This window comes from Vibrio sp. CB1-5, from assembly GCF_059412285.1.
Genome location: NZ_JBJHPB010000002.1, coordinates 40,526 through 64,475, shown reverse-complemented (window position 1 = coordinate 64,475; position 23,950 = coordinate 40,526). Strand labels below are relative to the sequence as shown.

General features: G+C 47.7%; 21 protein-coding genes and 8 tRNA genes. 9 read left to right on the top strand and 20 right to left on the bottom strand.

The genetic code is table 11. The features are described from left to right. Positions 1–32 precede the first annotated feature (32 nt). Complete coding sequence (epd, locus tag ACJB0T_RS01825; protein WP_479291569.1) at positions 33–1,058, bottom strand: erythrose-4-phosphate dehydrogenase; 1,026 nt, start codon at positions 1,056–1,058, stop codon at positions 33–35. A 227-nt stretch (positions 1,059–1,285) separates the two neighbouring features. Between epd and ACJB0T_RS01820 the strand changes: the two genes are divergently transcribed. Further along, positions 1,286–1,513, top strand: coding sequence for a hypothetical protein (locus ACJB0T_RS01820; protein ID WP_479291571.1), 228 nt, complete (start codon positions 1,286–1,288; stop codon positions 1,511–1,513). Between the two features lie 54 nt (positions 1,514–1,567). Here ACJB0T_RS01820 and tkt read toward each other — a convergent pair whose 3' ends face one another. Beyond that, positions 1,568–3,580 carry a transketolase gene (gene tkt / locus ACJB0T_RS01815; RefSeq protein ID WP_479291573.1) on the bottom strand — a complete coding sequence of 671 codons (2,013 nt, stop codon included), beginning with the start codon at positions 3,578–3,580 and terminating at the stop codon, positions 1,568–1,570. A 309-nt stretch (positions 3,581–3,889) separates the two neighbouring features. Here tkt and metK point away from each other — a divergent pair, with 309 nt between their 5' ends. The 8 genes from metK to ruvX all read left to right on the top strand — a co-directional run bounded on the left by metK (position 3,890) and on the right by ruvX (position 10,447). Next, positions 3,890–5,041, top strand: a complete 1,152-nt coding sequence (gene metK, locus ACJB0T_RS01810; RefSeq protein ID WP_479291574.1) for a methionine adenosyltransferase — start codon at positions 3,890–3,892, stop codon at positions 5,039–5,041. A 378-nt stretch (positions 5,042–5,419) separates the two neighbouring features. Next, positions 5,420–6,214 (top strand): DUF2189 domain-containing protein, encoded by a 795-nt coding sequence (locus ACJB0T_RS01805; protein ID WP_479291576.1) that lies wholly within the window; start codon positions 5,420–5,422, stop codon positions 6,212–6,214. Positions 6,215–6,288: 74 nt separating this feature from the next. Next, on the top strand, positions 6,289–6,798 hold the full coding sequence (locus ACJB0T_RS01800; protein ID WP_479291577.1) for a SprT family zinc-dependent metalloprotease: 510 nt from the start codon (positions 6,289–6,291) through the stop codon (positions 6,796–6,798). 79 nt (positions 6,799–6,877) lie between these two features. Next, positions 6,878–7,588: an endonuclease gene (locus tag ACJB0T_RS01795; RefSeq protein ID WP_479291579.1), complete on the top strand. Its 711-nt coding sequence runs from the start codon at positions 6,878–6,880 to the stop codon at positions 7,586–7,588. A 79-nt stretch (positions 7,589–7,667) separates the two neighbouring features. Further along, the gene (rsmE, locus tag ACJB0T_RS01790) at positions 7,668–8,399 is read left to right on the top strand and encodes a 16S rRNA (uracil(1498)-N(3))-methyltransferase (RefSeq protein ID WP_479291581.1); all 732 of its coding nucleotides are present in this window, start codon (positions 7,668–7,670) and stop codon (positions 8,397–8,399) included. A 13-nt stretch (positions 8,400–8,412) separates the two neighbouring features. Beyond that, positions 8,413–9,360 carry a glutathione synthase gene (gene gshB, locus ACJB0T_RS01785; protein WP_112460255.1) on the top strand — a complete coding sequence of 316 codons (948 nt, stop codon included), beginning with the start codon at positions 8,413–8,415 and terminating at the stop codon, positions 9,358–9,360. 32 nt (positions 9,361–9,392) lie between these two features. Continuing rightward, entirely contained in the window at positions 9,393–9,962 is a 570-nt protein-coding gene (locus tag ACJB0T_RS01780) for a YqgE/AlgH family protein (protein ID WP_479291583.1), read from the top strand. Between the two features lie 59 nt (positions 9,963–10,021). After that, positions 10,022–10,447, top strand: coding sequence for a Holliday junction resolvase RuvX (ruvX, locus tag ACJB0T_RS01775; protein ID WP_112478579.1), 426 nt, complete (start codon positions 10,022–10,024; stop codon positions 10,445–10,447). A gap of 87 nt (positions 10,448–10,534) precedes the next feature. Here the strand turns inward: ruvX and luxS are convergent, their stop codons facing one another. From luxS to ACJB0T_RS01685, 18 genes are all read right to left on the bottom strand, one after another. Next, positions 10,535–11,053 carry an S-ribosylhomocysteine lyase gene (gene luxS / locus ACJB0T_RS01770; RefSeq protein WP_479291585.1) on the bottom strand — a complete coding sequence of 173 codons (519 nt, stop codon included), beginning with the start codon at positions 11,051–11,053 and terminating at the stop codon, positions 10,535–10,537. A gap of 145 nt (positions 11,054–11,198) precedes the next feature. Then, complete coding sequence (gshA, locus tag ACJB0T_RS01765; protein WP_479291587.1) at positions 11,199–12,788, bottom strand: glutamate--cysteine ligase; 1,590 nt, start codon at positions 12,786–12,788, stop codon at positions 11,199–11,201. 102 nt (positions 12,789–12,890) lie between these two features. Next, positions 12,891–15,749: a M16 family metallopeptidase gene (locus ACJB0T_RS01760; protein ID WP_479291589.1), complete on the bottom strand. Its 2,859-nt coding sequence runs from the start codon at positions 15,747–15,749 to the stop codon at positions 12,891–12,893. Between the two features lie 26 nt (positions 15,750–15,775). Continuing rightward, positions 15,776–16,231, bottom strand: coding sequence for a YqaA family protein (locus ACJB0T_RS01755; protein ID WP_479291590.1), 456 nt, complete (start codon positions 16,229–16,231; stop codon positions 15,776–15,778). Further along, on the bottom strand, positions 16,225–17,175 hold the full coding sequence (locus ACJB0T_RS01750) for an NADP-dependent oxidoreductase (protein ID WP_479291592.1): 951 nt from the start codon (positions 17,173–17,175) through the stop codon (positions 16,225–16,227). The genes ACJB0T_RS01755 and ACJB0T_RS01750 overlap by 7 nt, the downstream gene beginning before the upstream one ends. Positions 17,176–17,373: 198 nt before the next feature. Next, on the bottom strand, positions 17,374–18,504 hold the full coding sequence (locus ACJB0T_RS01745) for a sodium ion-translocating decarboxylase subunit beta (protein ID WP_112460260.1): 1,131 nt from the start codon (positions 18,502–18,504) through the stop codon (positions 17,374–17,376). Positions 18,505–18,513: 9 nt separating this feature from the next. Then, positions 18,514–20,292, bottom strand: coding sequence for a sodium-extruding oxaloacetate decarboxylase subunit alpha (gene oadA, locus ACJB0T_RS01740; protein ID WP_479291594.1), 1,779 nt, complete (start codon positions 20,290–20,292; stop codon positions 18,514–18,516). A 34-nt stretch (positions 20,293–20,326) separates the two neighbouring features. After that, on the bottom strand, positions 20,327–20,584 hold the full coding sequence (locus tag ACJB0T_RS01735) for an oxaloacetate decarboxylase subunit gamma (protein ID WP_479291596.1): 258 nt from the start codon (positions 20,582–20,584) through the stop codon (positions 20,327–20,329). A 412-nt stretch (positions 20,585–20,996) separates the two neighbouring features. After that, positions 20,997–21,073 (bottom strand) — tRNA-Arg (locus ACJB0T_RS01730). 68 nt (positions 21,074–21,141) lie between these two features. Then, a tRNA-Arg gene (locus ACJB0T_RS01725) sits at positions 21,142–21,218 on the bottom strand. Between the two features lie 67 nt (positions 21,219–21,285). Then, a tRNA-Arg gene (locus tag ACJB0T_RS01720) sits at positions 21,286–21,362 on the bottom strand. An 81-nt stretch (positions 21,363–21,443) separates the two neighbouring features. Then, positions 21,444–21,520 (bottom strand) — tRNA-Arg (locus ACJB0T_RS01715). Positions 21,521–21,623: 103 nt separating this feature from the next. Then, positions 21,624–21,700: transfer RNA gene (locus ACJB0T_RS01710), tRNA-Arg, on the bottom strand. A 69-nt stretch (positions 21,701–21,769) separates the two neighbouring features. Beyond that, a tRNA-Ser gene (locus ACJB0T_RS01705) sits at positions 21,770–21,862 on the bottom strand. Between the two features lie 27 nt (positions 21,863–21,889). Then, a tRNA-Arg gene (locus ACJB0T_RS01700) sits at positions 21,890–21,966 on the bottom strand. A gap of 45 nt (positions 21,967–22,011) precedes the next feature. Next, positions 22,012–22,104 (bottom strand) — tRNA-Ser (locus ACJB0T_RS01695). A gap of 209 nt (positions 22,105–22,313) precedes the next feature. Beyond that, positions 22,314–22,511, bottom strand: a complete 198-nt coding sequence (csrA, locus tag ACJB0T_RS01690) for a carbon storage regulator CsrA (protein ID WP_004415691.1) — start codon at positions 22,509–22,511, stop codon at positions 22,314–22,316. 92 nt (positions 22,512–22,603) lie between these two features. Then, entirely contained in the window at positions 22,604–23,791 is a 1,188-nt protein-coding gene (locus ACJB0T_RS01685; protein WP_479291598.1) for an aspartate kinase, read from the bottom strand. Positions 23,792–23,950: the final 159 nt, after the last annotated feature.

Here is a 23,950-nt window from a genome sequence, read left to right as displayed (position 1 = left end):
AATTAATATTTTCCCCCAATGCGCCCTTGATACTACTGAGACGCTTGCATTGCTAACGCAGTGTCTAACATACGATTAGCAAAACCCCACTCGTTGTCACACCACACCAGCATTTTGACCAGACGACCATCACTCACTCGAGTCTGTGTCCCGTCAACAATCGCGCTGTGTGGGTCGTGGTTAAAGTCCACGGAAACCAGCGGTGCTTCAGTATAGTCAACAATGCCGTCTAATGTACACCGAGAAGCATTAATAATGACTTGATTTACGTCATTAACTTTCACATTCGTATTTATAGTTACACTTAGATCCATAGCGGTGACGTTAATTGTTGGCACTCTTACAGAAATTGCTTCAAATTTGTTAGAAAATTTCGGAAAGATACGTTCGATGCCTTTATGAAGCTTCGTATCAACAGGAATGATGGATAGACTGGCAGAGCGAGTACGACGCAGATCGCCATGATAAGCATCGATTACCTGCTGGTCGTTCATCGAGGAGTGGATACTGGTGATGGTCCCCGAGTCGATACCAAACGCTTCATCTAAGGCTTGAATAATCGGTACGATACAATTGGTGGTACAAGATCCATTAGAGACGATATGTTGATCTTTGGTAAGCGTGTGGTGGTTAACCCCATAGATAATAGTGTTATCAAGATCATTACTGCCTGGGTGAGAAAACAGCACTTTCTTCGCACCAGCCTCGATATGCTTCATACCATCAGCACGACTGCCAAACACCCCAGTGCAGTCCAAGACGATATCTACCTCTAGGTTCTTCCACGGTAGTAGGCTGATGTCTTCAAGGTGCAGAATACGAATGGTGTCGAACTGACCATCTTTATGAGTAAGATAGAGATGCTCTTGGTCGTGGGTAACCTTTTTTTCAAAACGACCATGACTGGTATCGTATTGAAGCAAGTGAGCCATCGCTTCGGGTTGCGCGAGTTCGTTCACGGCGACGACTTTAATTTGGTCGTTCTTCTCGCTTTCGTACAACGCTCTTAATACATTTCGTCCAATGCGTCCAAAGCCATTAATTGCCACTCTTAGCATCGCATTACGCCTTTTTGTTCACGTGATAAGGGCTTGCATGGTAACCGATCAACCGTCATTTAGCATTACGTGAATGACAAATTGATTGCGTCATTTCTCACCAATAGTTGCGATCCACCTCTCTTAAGCTCTCCCAATTCCTCTGGATAGACTTGTTACACTTGAGCGAGGAACCTGTTCTTGTGCCTTCTAACGACCCCGTTTTTACAGCACAGGAGGTGTTCCCTATGACAAACTCAATGTACTGCCAATCTTGCGCAAAACCGACCGCTCACAAAGAAGTGTTGGTACGCAAACCTAGCAGCTACGACACTGACCCATCCTTGATGGCAAGAGTGAAATTGATGGCCCATACCTTTATTAATGGTGGACATTATTACGATATGGACCGCTATGTGACTTGTCAGGTTTGTGGCAAGCGAACGCTTGATAACAAGGGCAAAGAGTTTGAATAGCTATAAAAAAACCGAGCGACTAAGCTCGGTTTTTCATTTCAAGAATAAAGAGGCTTATGCAAGCAACTCTTTTGCTGTGTTCACAACATTTTCAGTCGTGAAACCAAACATCTTGAATAGCTCACCTGCAGGTGCAGACTCACCAAAGGTTGTCATACCGATGATCTTGCCACCGAAGCCAACATACTTGTACCAGTAATCCGCAATGCCGGCTTCAACAGCGATACGCTTTGTCACTGCAGCTGGAAGAACCGCTTCACGGTATGATTCATCTTGCGCGTCAAATACGTCAGTTGAAGGAAGAGATACAACGCGCACTTTCTTGCCCTCAGCTGTCAGTTCAGCGTAAGCGTTTGTTGCTAGCTCAACCTCAGAACCTGTCGCGATAAGGATCAGCTCAGGCGTGCCTTCGCAATCTTTCAAGATGTAACCACCTTTAGCAACGTTTGCTAGCTGCTCGGCGTCACGATCTTGCTGCGTTAGGTTTTGACGAGAGAAGATAAGCGATGTTGGACCGTCTTTACGCTCAATCGCGTATTTCCAAGCCACTGCAGACTCAACCTGGTCACATGGGCGCCATGTGCTCATGTTTGGCGTTACGCGTAGTGATGCGATTTGCTCAACCGGTTGGTGCGTTGGACCATCTTCACCCAGACCGATAGAGTCGTGAGTGTAAACTTGGATGTTTTGCACTTTCATTAGTGCAGCCATGCGCATTGCGTTACGAGCGTATTCCATGAACATCAGGAATGTTGCACCGTAAGGTACGAAACCACCGTGAAGAGCGATACCGTTGATGATCGCCGTCATACCGAATTCACGTACACCGTAGTGGATGTAGTTACCAGACGCATCGTCAGCCGTTAGCGACTGAGAGCCAGACCACATAGTTAGGTTTGATGGCGCTAGGTCAGCAGAGCCGCCCATGAACTCAGGAAGCATCTTACCGAACGCTTCTAGCGCGTTTTGAGACGCTTTACGTGATGCAATGTTTGCTGGGTTCGCTTGAAGGTCAGCAATGATCTTGCTTGCTTCTTGCTCCCACTGAGCAGGAAGCTCACCGTTCACACGGCGTTTAAATTCAGCCGCAAGCTCTGGGTAAGCCGCTTCATAAGCTGCTAGCTTCTCGTTCCAAGCTGCTTCTTTGGCGCTACCCGCTTCGTTTGCATCCCACTCTGCTTTGATGTCAGCAGGGATTTCAAATGGACCGTGTTCCCAACCTAGGAATTCACGTGCTGCTGCAATTTCGTCGTGACCTAGTGGTGCACCGTGACAATCGTGAGAGCCTGCTTTGTTTGGAGAACCAAAACCGATGATGGTTTTAGTACAAATTAGCGTTGGACGTGGATCCGCTTTTGCCGCTTCAATCGCTGCGTTGATTGCGTCTGCATCGTGGCCGTCTACTGCTGGGATGACATGCCAGCCGTAAGCTTCGAAACGCTTAGGCGTATCGTCAGAGAACCAACCGTCAACTTCACCGTCGATAGAGATGCCGTTGTCATCCCAGAAAGCAATCAGCTTACCAAGACCTAGCGTACCCGCTAGAGAACACGCTTCGTGAGAGATACCTTCCATCAGACAGCCATCACCCATGAACACATAAGTGAAGTGGTCAACGATGTCGTGGCCTTCTTTGTTGAATTGCGCTGCTAGAGATTTCTCAGCAATCGCCATACCTACTGCGTTGGTGATGCCTTGACCTAGAGGGCCAGTCGTCGTCTCGATACCAGGAGCATAACCATACTCTGGGTGGCCTGGTGTTTTTGAGTGCAATTGACGGAAGTTTTTCAAATCGTCAATAGATAGCTCGTAACCACTTAGGTGAAGCAGAGAGTAAATCAGCATAGAGCCGTGACCGTTAGAAAGAACGAAACGGTCGCGATCAGCCCACTCTGGGTTTGATGGGTTGTGATTTAGGTGAGAGCGCCAAAGAACTTCAGCGATATCTGCCATACCCATAGGTGCACCTGGGTGACCTGAGTTAGCTTGTTGAACACCATCCATGCTTAGCGCGCGGATTGCATTAGCGAGTTGTTTACGAGAAGACATGTAGGCTCCTGAGTGCATTAAGCGAATTCCAAGTTTTTCATAGACTGATTGAATAATCAGCGGTCGCTATTGTCGCAAAGCGATATAGTCTCTGCAAACGATTTACCGCCATTTTTTAGCATTTTCGCCGAATAATGACGATTATAAGTGGATCGCATCAATCCAATCAGGCAAACGTTTGGCTATATGTTAAAAGCAAAAATCGCTTGCTAATCGAACATTGATGACTAGAATAGACGTCTAGATGTAGATACACCTACAATATATCATTGATTTTATTACAAGTGAGTGTGCTAGCACTTGCTTAAAACTTAAATTGGAGCTCTCATGGCTAAGCACCTATTTACTTCTGAGTCAGTATCAGAAGGCCATCCAGATAAAATCGCGGACCAGATTTCTGACGCGGTACTTGATGCAATCTTGGAGCAAGATCCAAAAGCTCGTGTAGCTTGCGAAACTTACGTTAAGACTGGCATGGTGATGGTGGGTGGTGAGATCACCACTTCAGCATGGGTAGACATCGAAGAGCTAACTCGTGAAACCGTTCGCGAAATCGGCTACGTTCACTCTGACATGGGTTTTGATGCGGATTCTTGTGCCGTTCTAAACACCATCGGTAAACAGTCTCCAGATATCAACCAAGGTGTTGATAAAGCGGATCCTAAAGAGCAAGGCGCGGGCGACCAAGGCATCATGTTCGGTTACGCAACAAACGAAACTGACATCCTAATGCCAGCACCTATCACATACTCTCACCGTCTTGTTCAAAAGCAAGCGGAAGTGCGTAAGAACGGCACTCTACCTTGGCTACGTCCAGACGCTAAGTCTCAGGTTACGTTCCAATACGACCAAGGTAAGATCGTGGGTATCGATGCGGTTGTTCTTTCAACTCAGCACTGTGATACCATCTCTACTCCTGATCTGCGTGAAGCAGTAATGGAAGAGATCATCAAGCCAGTACTTCCATCTGAGTGGATCAACAAAGAAACCAACTTCTTCATCAACCCAACCGGTCGTTTCGTAATCGGCGGTCCTATGGGTGACTGTGGTCTAACGGGTCGTAAGATCATCGTTGATACCTACGGCGGCGCAGCTCGTCACGGTGGTGGTGCATTCTCTGGAAAAGATCCATCAAAAGTTGACCGTTCTGCAGCATACGCAGCACGTTATGTAGCGAAGAACATCGTAGCGGCTGGTATGGCTGACCGTTGTGAGATCCAACTGTCTTACGCCATCGGTGTTGCTGATCCAACGTCTATCATGGTTGAGACATTTGGTACTGAAAAAGTTTCTCACGACATCATCGTAGAAGCAGTTCGTCAAAACTTCGACCTACGTCCATACGGTCTACAAGAGATGCTAAACCTGCTTCAGCCAATCTACAAGAAGACAGCAGCATACGGCCACTTCGGTCGCGAAGAATTCCCTTGGGAAGCGACAGACAAAGCAGCAATCCTGCGTGAGTTTGCTGGTCTGTAATTACTCTTAGTCTGAGTTTTTACTCCAAAAAAGCCCTCAAAATTTTTTGAGGGCTTTTTTATTTTTTTAATCCTGTCTTTTCAAATACTTTGTTACAAAAGTGTTAACTTATTATCTTGTGGCTTGTATTTAATACCCTTCTGAAAATTGTGTTTTCCCCTAACACGGTCAATAGTTAGACAAAAGTGCCCTTGCGAATAGACCGCTTTACGGGTTTGTTCGTATGCAAAATAGAGCACTTAAGAGGGGAAGACGCTAACAACGGAAAATGACTAGACACTACAGAAATAACTGTAAGTCTCACGCCCGACGTGTCCGTTAAAATTAGCGCCATGCCCTGAGAAAAACGAAGGCCAGTTTGTCAATCAGGGAGGACATATGCCTCGAACTGTTAATTCTGATGACTTCCAGAAGAAACATGAAGTCAGGGATCAAGATTACGCTAAAACCATTCCATGTAACCAACTCAGTGTGTCCGCACCTTTTCATTGGTTAGCGCTGGGATTGCATGACCTTATTCGCATGCCGATCATCAGTGCTTTTTATGGGCTCTGCTTTACAGCTGCGGCGGTCGCCATTGTGCTGCTCGTGCAATGGCAAGGCACACATCTAGTGATCATGCCAAGTCTAGTTGTATACATGTTAATTGGCCCATTCCTCGCACTAGGTCTCTATGACGCGGCGTGGGAACGAGAGAAGGGTCACAAGCCGAGTCTGTTTCACTCCATGAAAGCGATTGGACGCAATTCCACCTCGCAATGGGCGTTTGCGATACTTTTAGCCGTAGCCATGATCTTTTGGATGCGAATTGCGGCTCTGCTACATGCTCTTTATCCGTCGGTACAAGGTGCGCCACTCACCGAGTTTGCTCCGTTTTTGATTACCGGTAGCGTGGTTGGTGCGGTGATTGCGGCGGTCATCTTCTCCATCTCAGCGTTCTCTATTCCACTGATGATGGAACGTCGAGTCGACATTATGACAGCGGTCTTCACCAGCTTTAATGCCGTGAAATCCAATGTACCAGCCATGATAGTTTGGGCACTGATTATCTGCGGCGGTATCTTGATTGGTTTTGCTACATATGGAATCGGGATGATTGTGACAATGCCAATCCTCGGTTACGGTACATGGCACGCTTATCACGAGACCATCAAGAAGAAACATCACGTGTAACGCGTTGGCATACTCAGCCAACTTAAGTAGAATGGCGCCCTATTTGGGCGCTTTTTTATTTTAGGTTATACCCCGTGGACGCTTCGCTTTCTGAGCCACTTCATTATCAAGCTATCAAGACGCTGTCTCGCTGCATAGAGCAAGCTCGTCAGTATTTTGAGCGTGATTTCCCAATCCCTACCCTAAACTATAAGTTGCGCGGCAAGGCTGCGGGTAAAGCCTACCTGCAATCGTGGGAAGTGCGCCTCAATCCCGTTCTGCTTGCTGAAAACCAGCAAGACTTTATGGAAGAAGTCATCCCGCATGAAGTCGCCCACTTGATCACCTATGCGTTATTTGGACGAGTACGCCCACACGGCAAAGAGTGGCAAATGGTTATGAGCCAGGTATTTGGTATCGCCCCAAAAACCACGCACTCTTTGAATGTGAGTTCAGTACAAGGACGGACTTTCGAATATCGCTGCAAATGTGACACCTTTGCCGTCACAGTTCGCCGCCACAACAAAGTTATGCGCCAACAAGCCAGCTATCGCTGTCGTAAATGCGGGGATACTATTGAGTTTACTGGTACGCAGCTAAGCTAGCTTCATGATCTAACTATCAATAGCTAAGGTCTTTTTTGCGAGTTACACTAGGTTATCTCAACCTTTTGTAGACCTTGCTATGATCCGTCAGCTTTTCATTTCGGCCTGTTTGTTGGTCGCCACTCTGCCCACTACTGTTCTCAGTGCACCGCCAAGTAGCTTTAGCAAAGCCAAGAAAGAGGCAGTTAAGATCTATGCCGACCACCCGATCAGTTTTTACTGTGGCTGCGATATTCAATGGCAAGGTAAAAAAGGCACCCCTGACCTATCCGCTTGCGGCTATCAAGTTCGTAAACAACAAAAACGTGCCAGTCGCATCGAATGGGAGCATGTGGTACCTGCCTGGCAATTTGGCCACCAGCGACAATGTTGGCAACAAGGCGGACGCAAAAACTGCACCCGTAACGACAAGCAATTCAAACTCATGGAAGCCGACCTGCACAACCTAACGCCAGCGATCGGTGAGGTAAATGGTGACCGTTCCAACTACAACTTTTCACAATGGAATGGCATGGATGGGGTCAGTTACGGCCGCTGTGAGATGCAGGTGAACTTTAAGCAGCGCAAAGTCATGCCGCCGGATCGCGCGCGTGGCTCTATCGCTCGTACCTACCTTTATATGAGCCAAGAATATGGCTTTAAGCTCTCTAAACAGCAGACACAGATCATGAATGCGTGGAATAAAACCTACCCGGTCGATGCTTGGGAGTGCACCCGTAACGAACGTATTAAGCGCATTCAAGGCAACGATAATCCGTTCGTTGCACAGGCGTGTAAAAATCCTAGTTAAATCCGACGCCAAGCCCTTGTAATTTCGAGGGCTGGCATCCATCTTATACCTCAATACTGTTTGTTGTTTGGAAATTGTTATGCGTATACCTCGACTCTATCACCCTGAAACGATTCAATCTTTGGGCACACTTGCGCTCAGTGATGATGCCGCAGGACACATCGGCCGAGTGTTACGTATGAAAGAAGGTCAAGAGGTACTGCTGTTTGATGGCAGCGGTCATGAATTTCCAGCGACTATTACTAGCGTTGGCAAGAAAAACGTTGATGTCGAGATCCGCGAGAAAATCGCGGTCAGTATCGAGTCACCGCTCGATCTGCATCTCGGACAAGTCATTTCTCGTGGCGACAAGATGGAATTCACCATTCAAAAATCGGTCGAACTGGGCGTCAACACCATCACTCCACTCATCTCAGAACGTTGCGGCGTTAAGCTCGATGCCAAACGTTTTGAGAAGAAGCTACAACAGTGGCAAAAAATCGCCATCAGTGCCTGCGAGCAATGCGGTCGTAACACGATTCCAGTGATTCGTCCGATCATGTCACTTGAAGAGTGGTGTGCAGAACGATCTGACGCGCTCAAGCTCAACCTTCATCCAAGAGCCAAATATTCAATCAATACCTTGCCAGAGCCGGTGCAAAAGGTTCGTCTACTTATCGGTCCAGAGGGCGGATTATCAGCGCAAGAAATTGAAATGACGGAACAATATCAATTCGAAGAAACCCTGCTTGGTCCTCGTGTACTGAGAACAGAAACGGCTGCGCTTACGGCGATAACGGCACTTCAAGTACGCTTTGGCGATTTAGGTTAACGGGAGAAAAACAATGCTCAAACTCGGTATCGTGATGGATCCAATTTCATCCATCAACATCAAGAAAGACTCTAGTTTTGCAATGATGCTGGAAGCCCAGCGTCGCGGTTATGAAATCCACTACATGGAAATGAATGACCTGCACCTAGATCAAGGCACTGCCGTTGCCGACACCAAAGTCGTAAAACTCAAAGAAGATCCAAACGGCTGGTACGAATTTACCTCAGAGCAAACCATTGAACTGTCAGAGCTTGATGCTGTGCTGATGCGTAAAGATCCTCCGTTCGACACCGAATACATCTACGCGACCTACATCCTAGAGCGTGCAGAAGAAAAAGGGACGCTTATCGTCAACAAGCCTCAAAGCTTGCGTGACTGTAACGAAAAGCTATTCACTGCGTGGTTCCCAGAACTGACACCAACTACGATTGTGACGCGCAAAGCCGAGAAGATTAAGCAGTTCCGTGACCAACATGGTGATGTGATCCTAAAACCACTCGATGGTATGGGTGGCGCTTCTATCTTCCGTGTTAAGCAAGATGATCCAAACGTTTCAGTGATCATCGAAACGCTGACCAATCACGGCCAAAACTATGCGATGGCACAAACGTTCGTTCCTGATATCAGTAATGGTGACAAGCGTATTCTCGTTGTTGATGGCGAACCAATGCCTTACTGCCTAGCACGCATCCCAGCCAAAGGTGAAACCCGCGGTAACCTCGCTGCTGGCGGCCGTGGTGAAGCTCGTCCCTTAAGTGAGACAGACAAGCAAATTGCCGAGGCTGTTGCTCCCACTTTAAAGGAGAAAGGCTTAATCTTTGTAGGATTGGATGTTATTGGTGACAAACTGACAGAAATCAACGTGACCAGCCCAACGTGTATTCGTGAAATCGAAGCCGCCTTTGACATCTCTATTACCGGCAAGCTAATGGATGCTATCGAGCGTCGTCTAGGCAAATAGCCACTCGTGGATGTAGATAGGGAGAGACGAGTATGAACTTAGCTAATCACTTTCTCGTTGCCATGCCAGGGATGAAAGATCCCTACTTTCAGCGCAGCGTGATTTACGTGTGCGAGCACAATGATGAGGGCGCCATGGGTATCATGATCAGCACCCCTATTGATGTGACTGTCGCAAACATGCTTAAGCAAGTACAAGTTGAACTCCCTATCGCTTCACAAACCTCGCATAGTAAGAGCCTCGACGAGCCCGTACTGAACGGTGGCCCCGTGTCCGAGGATCGCGGTTTTATCCTGCACAATCCTAAAGATCAGTATCAGTCTAGCATTCAGATCACCGACCGAGTTTCAGTCACAACATCCAAAGACATTTTGGCGGTACTCGGTACCGATGCTCAGCCTGACAACTATATCGTCGCCCTAGGTTACTCGGGCTGGAGCGCAGGGCAGCTGGAAACGGAACTGGCTGAAAACTCATGGCTCACCATAGAGGCCGATCCAAGCGTTATCTTTGACACTCCAGTGGAAGAGCGTTGGAGTAGTGCCGTGGGTATGTTAGGGTTCGACATCGCTCAGCTCTCAGCGGACGTCGGTCACGCATAGACTGTATTACGCAAAGCCCTCGTTTTTATAAGAACATAGCCTTCACAAACAGAGAATTTATGACATCCAGAACCATCGTTGCTTTCGATTTCGGAACCAAAAGTATTGGTAGCGCCATCGGCCAAGAGGTCACCGGCACAGCAAGTCCACTAAAGGCGTTCAAAGCCAAAGACGGTATCCCCAACTGGGATGACATCGAAGCAACACTCAAAGAGTGGCAACCTGATCTCATCGTTGTTGGCTTGCCAACGGATGTGCGCGGTAAAGCGCTTGAAGACATTACTGCACGCGCTAAAAAGTTTGCTAACCGCGTTCATGGCCGTTTCGGTTACCAAGTTGAAATGCACGATGAAAGGCTGTCTACAGCCGAAGCTCGCTCAGAATTGTTTGAGATGGGTGGCTACAAAGCGTTGTCAAAAGGCAATGTCGATTGCCAATCAGCAGTTGTGATCCTAGAGAGCTGGTTTGAGGCGCAGTGGGCTTAAATCAGATTTAAAAACAGAAAAGGATGGCAAATGCCATCCTTTTTAATTTCCGCTAGCCGCCTTTCTACTCAAAGCGACCTAAGTCAATTAGTCTACTTTCAGCTGTTGCAACATAGACTCAGGCAAAGCAAGTTCATCATTCTTATTCACTTGAATACCCGCTTCAATGATCTTTTCAGCGATCGCTTTCGCCTCATCCAGTGAGTGCATCGCTGCAGTACCACACTGATATTCGTTAAGCTCAGGGATCTTATTCTGGCTCTCGACTTTCAGTACGTCTTGCATCGCATTTAGCCAAGCATCAGCGACTTGCTGTTCTGATGGTGTACCAATCAAGCTCATGTAAAAGCCTGTGCGGCAACCCATTGGAGAGATATCGATGATCTCAACCTGATCACCATTTAGGTGTGCTCGCATGAAGCCAGCATATAGGTGCTCTAGGGTGTGAATACCACGCTCAGACAAAATGTCCTTGTTTGGGGCAGTAAAACGTAGGTCGAAAACCGTAATTGTATCGCCTTTAGGGGTTTGCATTGTTTTCGCAACGCGTACCGCTGGAGCGTGCATTTTAGTGTGGTCTACCGTAAAGCTATCCAGTAGTGGCATGATATTTTCTCCTTGGTTTACTCACGGCTCCAACCTTGGATTAAGACCGTGAGAACTGTGTCTTTAAGAGCCGTGTCTATAAGAACTATGTCTTTAGCGTGATTGTAAGTGGCGCAGTAGCGCTGTGCAACTTCAGTAGGTAAGCTTAGTTCGCGACCTGGGCTTGCTCCGGTGATAGATAAGCAAAGTAATCCGACAAGAAGTCATCGAAGTTGACACTATCTGCCGATTCAATACTCAACTGAGCAGCAACCGAGCGCGTTACCTCATCTTCCATGACTTGAGTCGAATACGTTTTGTACTCGTGAGAAAGGTTCTTCTGACGGTACTCTTTACCCAATTCGCAGCCCACTTTACCGAGTCCACCTAGCTCTTTGGTTTTCGCCAGTAGCTGACCCGAAATCGACAACTCAGGGTTTTCATTCCATGCCTCAAGCTTATCACACACCGCGCTGTACTCGTTGCCACCGTGCGCCGCATCCATATGCTTCGCGATACCACGAAGATCGGTAAAGACACGTTTGACCCAAGATTGGATATCAAGTACTTCACCATCACAACCAATTTGTAGCTGCAGTCCAACCTCACGGCCTTCGACGATCACCTTGTTCCAGTTTTCACGCCAGCATGCGAGTTCACAATCATCCATTGGCTCGGAATCTTTCAGTACACACCAAGTTAGGAACAGGTCAAGGAAACGAATTTGCTCAGCGGTAATGCCAATTGGGCTATATGGGTTCACGTCCAGCGAGCGAACCTCTATGTATTCAACGCCACCACGAGACAGTGCCTCTGATGGTTTTTCACCACTTTTCGCCACACGCTTAGGTCTAATTGGCGCGTATAGCTCGTTTTCAATCTGCAGCACATAATCGTTCAGCTGACGATACTCACCATCGACTTTGACGCCAATTTTGGCAAAGTCTTGTGATGGTGTATGAATCGCTTGGTTCAGTCCTTCCAGATACTGGTCAAGGCTGTTAAAGCCAATCTTTAATGCGCTTTGTGCACTGTTGGTGTAACCCAGATCGCTCAATCTCAATGAGGTCGCTTTTGGTAAATACAAGGTGCCGCCCACTTTTTCAAATGGCAGCTTAGTCTCTTTACCTTGTAGGAACGATGAGCAAATAGCAGGAGATGCACCAAAGAAATACGGGATCAACCAACCGAAGCGGTAATAGTTTCGAATCAAACCAAAGTAAGCTTTCGACTTCGCATCTTGACGTGTTTTCTCATCTTGCTCACCGAACAATGCATCCCAGAACGACTCAGGGAATGAGAAGTTAAAGTGCACACCAGAGATAATCTGCATCAAGCTTCCGTAACGATGCTTAAGACCTTGACGGTATAGCGTCTTCATACGACCCGAGTTGGACGTGCCATACTGCGCTAACTCAATATCGTCTTCTGAGCCAACATAGCAAGGCATTGACAGCGGCCATAGCTTCTCGTTACCCAGTTTGGTTTGTGTGAAGTGATGAATATCGGATAACTGATTAATCAGCGTGTCGACATCACGTGATACTGGCGTTATGAATTCCAGAAGAGACTCAGAGAAGTCCGTGGTGATGTATTCATTAGTGAAGGCTGAGCCTAACGACTTAGGGTGAGGCGTTGTCGCCAATCGACCATCGTCGGTGTAACGCAGCGATTCCCGCTCCACTCCGCGTCCGAACTCTTTGAACACGGCCTGATGTTTAGCAACTTGATCCAGTCGCTGAGCAAATTTAGTCACAATGCGATTCGCTTATAGTTTGTTATTCCAATTGAAAAGCGGATGTATTAGCGAACGCTACGTTGTGTCCGCTAAATCACCTATTCCCACTATATGGTTATATTATTGAGAGATTTCAAGCTCTGTAATTGGAATATTCAGTTTCTCTAACTGTGGCTTCAAACGCTTAGCGTCGCCCACCACTATCAATTGGTATTGGCTAGGGTCAAACCACTTCGTCGCCAGCGCATTCAGCGTCGATTTATCAACGGTGGCAACAATGTCATTACGCTGCTTCAGGTAATCCTTATCCAAACTATAGGTTAAAATCGACGAAAGCAGGCTGGCTTTTTGACTCGGCGTTTCATACGTCAATGCATCTTGCTGCCCAACGGCGAGGCGCATAAATGCCAGCTCTTCGTCCGTCATACCTTTATCACTATAGTTTTTCAGCTCTGCAATCATCTCTTCAAGCGAGGCGAGTGTAGCGTCAGCACGAACTTGCGCACTAAACACAATCGCACCGACCTCTCGATTACTTGCAAAGTAGCCACTCGCACCATAGGTATAACCTTTATCTTCCCTTAGGTTCTGGTTGATACGGCTATTAAAGTTGCCAGCCAAGTTAAAATTAGCCAAGCGACTTAGGTAGAGCTCACCCGTGGCATCAAACGGCAAACCTTGACGTACCATACGAACAATACTTTGCGGCGCTGAAGGCTTATCTACCAAGTAGATCTTCTGGCCAGCCAAAGAAGGGATGACTTCTGGATCAATCAGCGGCGCTGCTTCCCCGTGCCATAGCGACCAAAACGCTAGCTGGTCAGTAATTTGCTCCTTAGAGATATCCCCCACCACGACAATTTGTGCTCCTTGTGGTGTGTAGTGCCCGCGATAAAACGCTTTGACGTCATCCAAGGTAATAGATGAAATCGAGGCATTGCTGCCGTCTGAAGAGCGGCCAAATACACTGTCGCCATAAAGCACATCGCGGGTTGCTTGCGAAGCCATCCAACTTGGTTTTTGGTGTTGATAAACCAAACCTTCAAGCGTTTGTGCTTTAAGGCGTTCGAAGTCTTCTTGCTTCATAGCTGGGTTAAATAGCATGTCTTCAAGAAGAGTGAGTGTTTGCGGTAGATTTCGCTCCAGCGCAGAAACAGAGATACGCGTGGTATATGCCCCTTCGCTAAATCCAATCTGACTGCCTAAACGGTCAAGTTCGGCTTGTAGCTGCTCAACCGTGCGAGTTGTCGTGCTCTCTTCCATCATCGAAGCGGTTAGCCCTGCGAGTCCTTCTTTGCCTTCTGGCACATAGCGACTGCCTGCCGGTAGTTGGAAATGGATCTCTACCGTTGGTATTTCGGACGTTTCAGTACCTAGCAGTTCACTGCCATTATCAAAGTGCACTTCGTACAGCTCTGGCATTTTCGCACTTACAGCCTCTGCCACTTCTGGCATGACACTGCGATCAAAGCTATCCACTGGACGACGGAAATCAAGATCCGCTTCGGTCACTTCTTTATACTCTGGCAGCGTGCGCGCTGGCGTTACGAATGTTGCAGGTTGCACTGCGATGTCAGTGCGCCCTTTCGGCACGACGCTGAGTGTGACCTTATGCTTGTCTTCGATAAACGTTTGGTAGGCCGCGCTTACCGCCTCTGGAGTGACTGCACGAATTCGCTCTAGTGTTTGCTCAATGCGATCAGGCTTGCCATAAAAGGTTTCATTCGCGGCCAGCTGAGTGACCTTACCCTTAACACTTTCTAACGCATATACGGCACCAGCTTCAGAAAGGCCGTTGATTTGCTGCAAACGCTCTTCACTGATGCCTTGCTTTTCAAACTCATCCAAGGTAGCGAGTAAGTCATTGTAAAGCGACTTTAGGCCGTCCTTATCAGTGGATGCGCCCATCGCGTAAACATAAAAGTTACAAGCCAGCTCGTTACAATCGCTGAATGCACCAGCATCGAGTGCTTTTTGGGGTTTAATCAGCTTTTGATACAGCAAACCATTGGTGCCGCCACCAATGGCGTCCGCCATGGCATCGAGTACAACTTGGTCGTCCGCACCGCGATAGCTTGTCGTTGGCCAACCGATCACCACCATTGGCTGACGAATGCGATCCTCTAGAGTGATATAGCGATCTTCTGGCAATACTGCTGGCTGCTTAGGTGCTTTCTCGACGCTTGGCCCCTCAGGGATGGTGCCAAAGTATTTATGAATCCACTCTAAGGTTTGCGCTTTATCAATGTCGCCACCAATGGTCAATACCGCATTATTTGGCCCATACCAGCGTAGAAAAAAGGCTTTCAAATCATTCACGTTCACACGGTCAAGATCCTCAACGTAGCCGATAGGCTGCCAAGAATACGGGTGACCTTCTGGGAACATAGCTTCGCCCATGCGCTCCCAGATTAAGCCATAAGGACGATTATCAAAGTTCTGTGCACGCTCGTTTTTCACCGTATCACGCTGAATTTCGAATTTACGCTGCGAAACCGCGCCCAGTAAGAAGCCCATGCGATCCGCTTCCAGCCATAGCATCTTCTCTAACTGGTTTGAAGGTACGGTTTCAAAGTAGTTGGTTCGATCTCTGGTCGTCGTGCCATTTAGGGTACCGCCCGCTTCCGTAATGATCTTAAAGTGCTGCTGGTCGCCCACATGCTCAGAGCCTTGGAACATCATATGTTCAAAGAAGTGAGCGAAACCCGATTTACCAATTTCTTCACGCGCCGAGCCAACATGATAGGTCACGTCTACATGCACCAAGGGATCTGAATCATCGGGCGCTAAGATCACCGTTAGGCCATTATCCAACTTGTACTTAGAGTACGGGATCATCACCCTATCGGGATCGGCTTTCATTTCCTCAACAAGGGTAATACCGGGAGGAAGTGCACTCGCTGTTTGAGTCGAAACGTCGCTATTACTACAACCGTAAACAAAAACGACCGACAGCAAGCCGAGCCAGATCTTTCTCATAAGAGCTCCTTAAAAGATCGAGAAAACTAGAATAGTCCATAGAAAATAGCAGTCAGCGCGATATAGCGCAGTGCCTTACCTATGGCTATCAAAATAACGCAGGGAAGAAATTTCATTCTTAGCCAACCGGCCGCTAAACAGAGCGGGTCGCCAATCACAGGCAACCAACTGAACAATAAGCTCCAGTAACCATACTTTTGCAGCCAAGCTATGGCTTTATGACCGTGCTTCTCGTTTTGAGTTCGATTCGGCAGCCAAATTCCTATCCAATAGTTGGTCAGGCCGCCTAACGTGTTACCTATCGTGGCGACAACTATTACCCATACGGGCGAGTACTGTTGTAGGCTCAGTGTTGCGACTAATCCTGCTTCCGACCCACCAGGCAATAGCGTGGCACTTAAAAAACCTGAGATAAAAAGAACAGCGAGAGCGGAGTTGGCGAACCAAGACTCCGCGAGATATTGAGAGAATGTTTCTAGCATTGCATATTAAGAAGTACTTTACCGCGTGTACGGCTGGTTTCGACTTGCAGATGAGCCTCAACCACTTGTTGATAAGGGTAAACGTGCTGGATCTCTGTCTTCAACAATCCAACACCCACCATATATAGCAATGTTTCCATCTGCTTAGCATCTGGCGATACCAGCATGCCACTAGCTTCAAAACCAAGCAGTTTGGCTTTTTCGCATACCATTTCCGCTGTGATAGTAGGAATAGTGACAACACGAGCATTGTCTTTTAGACATTTGAGCGCATCCAACGCAGTATCGCCGCCAACCAGATCGATCAGTACATCAACACCGCTCAAACGCTCAGAGGCCGGTGCAAACTCATAGTTGATGGCATGTGCACCCAGCGTAGCCAAGTAATCTAAATTCCGTTCGCTACAGGTGGTATACACTTCCGCTTTTGCTGCGACGGCAATCTGCACGGCGATGTGACCAACGCCACCAGCACCAGCCAGAATGAGCACACGCTCGCCTTCTTGAACTTGTGCTTTATTGATAGCCTGTGCTGCGGTTTGTCCGGCTAAAGGCAAGGCTGCAGCCGCTTCAAGAGCGACAGAGTTTGGAACGGGAATCAGCTCCAATTCAGGGACGCACACATACTGGCTGTAACCACCACCACGCACTGGGAAACCAATAAAGCCCACAACCTCTTCACCAACCTCAAACTGTGCCGCGCCTTCACCTAACCCTTCAATCGTACCCGCAATATCATAGCCAGGAACCCAAGGAAGGTTGTCTTTGTTCTCGGCGGCTGCCCAGCCAAGTCCAGCACGAGTTTTCACATCAATCGGATTGATCCCTGAATACGCCACTTTCACCAACACTTCCCCAGCCTGTGGCTGTGGGATTTCGATTTCCTGAAACGCTAAAACCTCTGCGGCACCAAACTCTGGAATCACGACCTGTTTACACTTCATTGCAGCTTCCTCTTCCTGACTATGACTTCATAGTAACGATTTCCATCCATGAGTCTAGATTATCTTTTCATCGTTCAATAGCAAGTATGTAACAAATTCAATCACTTTAGCTATCGGCTATGTTCACGTTTTAGTGCCATAACAAAGCAAAAAGGGAAGCTTTCGCTTCCCTTCGAATATCAGCTTATCGCTAATCGATTAGCCAACGAGCGCCAACAAGATACCCGCGGCTACCGCTGAACCTAAAACGCCAGCAACGTTTGGTCCCATAGCGTGCATCAGTAGGAAGTTTTGCGGGTTCGCTTGCAGGCCAACCTTGTTCACTACGCGTGCCGCCATCGGCACCGCAGATACCCCTGCTGCGCCAATAAGTGGGTTAATGTCTTCTTTCGAAAACTTGTTGAGAAGCTTCGCCATCATAACGCCAGCACCAGTACCGATACTGAATGCCACAGCGCCGAGTGCCAAGATACCGAGCGTTTCGAAGTTCAAGAACTCTTCAGCTTGAAGCTTAGAACCAACACCTAAACCTAAGAAAATGGTAACGATGTTGATAAGCTCATTTTGAGCCGTTTTTGAAAGGCGATCGACCACACCAGCCTCACGCATCAAGTTACCCAAACAGAACATACCGACAAGTGGTGTGGCTGATGGTAGGAACAAAATCGTCATCAACAATACCGCAAGAGGGAACAGAACTTTTTCCCCTTTGCTGACATGACGAAGCTGAGCCATTTTGATGGTACGTTCTTCTGGAGTCGTTAACGCTTTCATGATTGGTGGTTGAATGATCGGCACCAATGCCATGTAGCTGTATGCCGCAACCGCAATCGCGCCCAGCAAATCAGGAGAGAGACGACTTGCCAAGAAGATAGCCGTCGGACCATCGGCACCACCAATGATAGCGATAGACGCTGCGTCCTGCATGGAGAACTCCATACCCGGTACGTAGTTCAGCAAAATCGCACCAAACAAGGTAGCAAAGATACCAAACTGCGCCGCCGCCCCTAACCATAAGGTTTTTGGGTTGGCAATCAAGGCGCCAAAGTCCGTCATTGCCCCTACACCCATAAAGATAAGCAGAGGAAATACCCCTGACTCAATACCAATGTAGTAGACGTAGTAAAGCAAACCACCCGGCTCAGTAAAGCCAGCATTTGGAATGTTCGCTAGGATCGCACCAAAGCCGATAGGCAAAAGCAGCAAAGGTTCAAAACCCTTGCGGATCGCTAAGAACAGCAAGGTGCACCCGACCATGATCATGCAGATCTGGCCGAATTCAAAGTTAGCGATCCCTGTTTCTGACCATAGGGTCATCAATCCTTCCATGGTACTCCCTTACGCTAAGCTAACGAGAGGCGCGCCAACAACAACAGCGTCACCTTCTTTCACGTGTACATCTTGAACCACGCCACTTTGCGCTGCGCGAACTTCGGTTTCCATCTTCATTGCTTCTAAGATAAGTAGCACGTCACCTTCTTGAACTTGCGCACCAGAAGCAACGTTTACTTTGAAGATGTTACCCGCAAGTGGCGCCGCTACCGCTTCAACATTGGTTGCCGCAGGTGCTGGAGCTGCCGCTGCTGCCGGAGCTTGAGCTGGCGTTACAGACGTCAGTTCGCCTTTAGGGCCGACCTCAACATCGTAAACCTGACCATCGACTTTCACACTGTAGGCTTCAATGCCTTGAGCTGATGTCGCAGGAGCTGCTGCTGGTTTCGCTTCTTCTTTACCTGGTGCTGGTTCAAATGCATCTGGGTTATGACGATTTTTCAGGAACTTAAGACCAACTTGTGGGAAAAGTGCGTAAGTAAGAACATCGTCCACAGTGTCTTCAGCCAGAGAAATGCCATCCGCTTTCGCTTTTTGTAGCAAATCATCGGTGAGTGTATGAAGCTCAGCTTCCAGAAGGTCCGCTGGACGACAAGTGATTGCTTCACCGCCATCGAGTACCTTCGCTTGTAGCTCAGCATTCACTTCTGCTGGTGCTTTGCCGTATTCGCCTTTGAGTACACCCGCTGTTTCTTTGGTAATGCTCTTGTAGCGCTCACCAGTAAGCACGTTGATCACCGCTTGGGTACCAACGATTTGAGAGGTCGGTGTAACGAGAGGAATGAAGCCCAGATCTTCACGCACGCGTGGGATCTCTTCTAGAACTTCATCAATGCGATCGGCCGCACCTTGCTCTTTAAGCTGGCCTTCCATATTGGTCAGCATGCCGCCTGGTACCTGAGCAATCAGGATGCGTGAATCAACGCCCTTGAGCTGGCCTTCCCATTTTGCGTACTTCTTACGTACTTCACGGAAGTAAGCCGCGATCGGCTCGATCTGCTCTAGTTTCAGGTTGGTATCACGCTCAGTGCCTTGTAGCATAGCTACAACTGTTTCTGTTGGCGTGTGACCGTAGGTTTGGCTCATTGAAGAGATCGCGGTATCGAGAATATCTATACCGGCTTCAACAGCTTTCACTGCTGTAGCAGTAGATAGACCGGTTGTCGCGTGACAGTGAAGCGCTAATGGCACTTCACATGACGCTTTAATGCGTGAGATAAGTTCTTCTGCTTCGTATGGCTTCAGCAGGCCTGACATATCTTTAATACATAGCGAGTGACAGCCTAAATCTTCTAGGCGTTTAGCTAGGTCTACCCAAGTATCTATGTTGTGGACTGGGCTTGTGGTGTACGACAGAGTCCCCTGCGCATGTGCGCCTACATCAACCGCAGCTTTCACGGCTTTTTCGAAGTTACGAACGTCGTTCATCGCATCAAAGATACGGAACACATCCATGCCGTTTGCATGAGCACGCTCAACAAACTTTTCAACCACGTCATCCGCATAGTGTCGGTAGCCTAAAAGATTTTGACCACGGAGCAGCATTTGCATTGGCGTGTTCGGCATGGCTTTTTTCAGCTCACGCAAGCGCTCCCAAGGATCTTCCCCTAGAAAACGGATACACGCGTCAAAGGTTGCTCCCCCCCACGTTTCCAAAGACCAGTAGCCAACTTTGTCGAGCTCTGCGGCAATCGGCAACATATCTTCGATACGCATGCGTGTTGCAAACAGAGACTGGTGGGCGTCACGAAGTACCACGTCCGTGATAGCGAGTGGTTTAGACATGCTCATAAACTCCTTTTTAAACTTTTAACTCAATCTATTTAGCGGCCGACGTGCGGTATTGGTGTACAGCGGCAGAAATTGCTGCAACCACATTCGGACTAACGCCATTTGAGGGGGATTGTTGTATTGTATTTTGAGTAGGAACTGCGATCGGCTCCGGCACTTCTTGTGGTACCAGTTTCGACATTAACCGAACGAGATAAACGAGGATTGTTAGGAAAACGAATACGACAACCATACCCGTCAGCATTAGGGTGGCTGCATCTCCTAGCAGGCTTCCAATATTAGTCATGTTGCGTCCTTTCTTTGTCATCCTGACAAGTTAATCAATCATTGTCTGTGGCGTCACTGCGCACTGATTGACTGGCAATGGTCTTGCATTGATCCATTGCAAGAGGTCTAGGATTATCTCGATTGGTGAAATTTTGTCAATTTTGTTTAATCTAACACGGTCATTAAAACGTCATTCGAATGAAAAACTATGATGCGCACGACAATTTGCGGTGCATTTCAAGTTATGCAGAACTTCATACTATGACCTGACCTAAGGTTTCAACATAAACAAACTAAAGTTGAAAAACTGGGACACGCTTAAAATTACCGCAATTTTTCCTTTAAAAACATTACGTTGTAATAATAAGGTTATTGATATGATGAATTTTTGTTAATAAAAAACCCCGCCTAAGCGAGGTTTTTTTAAAGAATGGCGCGCTCGGAAGGATTCGAACCTTCGACCGCCTGGTTCGTAGCCAGGTACTCTATCCAGCTGAGCTACGAGCGCGCAACAAGTTTTCGCATTGTCAGATGACGTTGCAGGGCATTACCCTAAGCCTCTATAAAGAAAGAAAATGGCGCGCTCGGAAGGATTCGAACCTTCGACCGCCTGGTTCGTAGCCAGGTACTCTATCCAGCTGAGCTACGAGCGCGCAACAGTTTTCGCATTGTCAGACGACGCTGCAGGGCATTGCCCTTTTCTCTACAAAGTAGAATGAATGGCGCGCTCGGAAGGATTCGAACCTTCGACCGCCTGGTTCGTAGCCAGGTACTCTATCCAGCTGAGCTACGAGCGCGCAACAAATTTTCGTATTGTCATTTAACGATGCTTGGGCTTCCACTATCTCTTAAAAAGAAAGTGCCTCTCAAAGAGAGAATGGCGCGCTCGGAAGGATTCGAACCTTCGACCGCCTGGTTCGTAGCCAGGTACTCTATCCAGCTGAGCTACGAGCGCGCAATAAGTTTTCGCATTGTCATTTGACGTTACAGGGCATTACCCTTTTTCTCTAAAAGAGAAACTCCTTTCCCAAAGGGCATTCCCTACAAAGAAGAGAGAATGGCGCGCTCGGAAGGATTCGAACCTTCGACCGCCTGGTTCGTAGCCAGGTACTCTATCCAGCTGAGCTACGAGCGCGCAAGGATGTGAAGCATATCACATTTATTTTCTTTTTGAACAAAAAAATTGACTTAAACAGTCAATAAATGGCGGTGAGGGAGGGATTCGAACCCTCGATACGGCTATAAACCGTATACTCCCTTAGCAGGGGAGCGCCTTCAGCCTCTCGGCCACCTCACCGCATGTATTTCTTTCCGAAGAGAGAAATGGCGCGCTCGGAAGGATTCGAACCTTCGACCGCCTGGTTCGTAGCCAGGTACTCTATCCAGCTGAGCTACGAGCGCGCAATATGTTCAATAAGAACAGTGTTATACAACACAATGCAAGAATGGCGGTGAGGGAGGGATTCGAACCCTCGATACGGCTATAAACCGTATACTCCCTTAGCAGGGGAGCGCCTTCAGCCTCTCGGCCACCTCACCGTCTTGCGGAGGCACATATTACGATTTACCAAAAATAAGTCAAACATTTTCTTGGCAAAAATAGGAAAAAACAGACTAAGCGTTGGCAAATTAACCAAACCACCATTTAATCGTAGCTTTCCTAATCAAAATTCACCCTAGTGCCACGAGTTTATGGCGAATTTCACCCAACAAAAAGGCCAGCAATGTGCCAGCCCTCTCGGTTAGAATTAGTAGTTGCCAGAAGCAACGTTACCATTTCCCTTTTCCGCTTGAATGCGCATGTAGATCTCTTCACGATGCACGGATACTTCTTTCGGAGCATTCACACCGATGCGAACTTGGTTGCCTTTTACACCCAATACAGTAACAGTGACTTCATCACCAATCATCAACGTTTCACCAACACGGCGAGTCAAAATCAGCATTCTTAGCTCCTTGAGTAGTCTCTAATTATCTTGCTACGAAACTTATTATCAAACAAAAGTTATATTTTCGTAAACTCTCTTATGAAAAGTATTTACCCCAAATGTACGTGCTTCACATATTCCACGACGGTTCCACTGGTGATAATGGTGTTATCATGCAGTACGACTGCCGCTTTGTCGATAGCTTCAGGCTCTATTACCAATGTAATTGAGTGTTTATCCTCACAAAAGTGTAGAACAGATATGTCTGAATGGTTGAGAAGTTGTTGATATTGTGACGCTTGCGCTATGGCCTCAGCACCAATCATTGTAATTAAGGCGACGTCTTGTTCCGCAACGAGTTTATTTTCAATCACCAGTTTAAGCCTGTCAGAACAGTCTGACTTGAGCAAAAGCTGACTAAAGTGCTCATCGTGCAGCCATTCAGCTTCATCCACACCGAGCATCTCTTTCTGTTTGTCGACCACATCGACATGGGATTTGGCAATTTTGAGCAGACGCATCTGCTTTCTCAATGCAACCCCTTGAACCTGTGCTTTCGCTTGTTCGCCAACCACCAAAGTGCCCTGTCCTGACTCAAAGCTTGATAACACGCGCAGCGGAACCTGATGTTGCCAAGCGTAACTTACGCAAGGTAGGTGCAATACTTTCGCGCCTTTGCGCGCCATTTCGTGCATAGTAGGAAAATCAATTTCTGGCCATTTGATGGCACTTTTCACTACGCGAGGATCACAGCTGTAGACACCATCGACGTCGGTATAAATTTGGCACTCTTCAGCATTAAGAACACCAGCTAGAGTGACCGCGGTAGTATCAGAGCCGCCGCGACCCAACGTAGTGATGTCACCATGTTCATTGACGCCCTGAAAACCGGCAACAATGACAATTTTGTCTTGGTCTAAATACTGGTCGATAACAGAGGTGTCGATGTGACTAATCGTGGCATTGTTGTGGCGACTGTTGGTCGTAATCTGCGCTTGTGCTCCGGTCAGCGATACCGAAGCATGCCCTAGCTTATTTAAAGCCATAGAAAGCAATGCCATTGAAACTTGCTCTCCGGCCGATAGAAGCACATCAAGTTCACGGGCATTTGGGACACTATCAACCTGTTTAGCCAAGTCCACCAAGCGGTTGGTTTCTCCTGACATTGCAGAGACAACTACAACGACCTGTTTGCCTGTTTGTTTTGCACGAATTACCTGCTCTGCGATGTTACGAATGCGTTCTACAGAGCCAACAGAAGTTCCACCGAACTTTTGTACGATTAGTGGTCTTTTCACCAGTCTTCACCTTCCCAAGACAACGTGAGTTGTCAGATTTTGAAACCGCGACCATCAAGGCCGCTCCTTATAGATAGGCGACGCGGATTGCCTCACCTATTAAATTTGTGTGCCGCGTTATAGTATGCAATTGATACACTGAATAAGTAGTGACCTAAA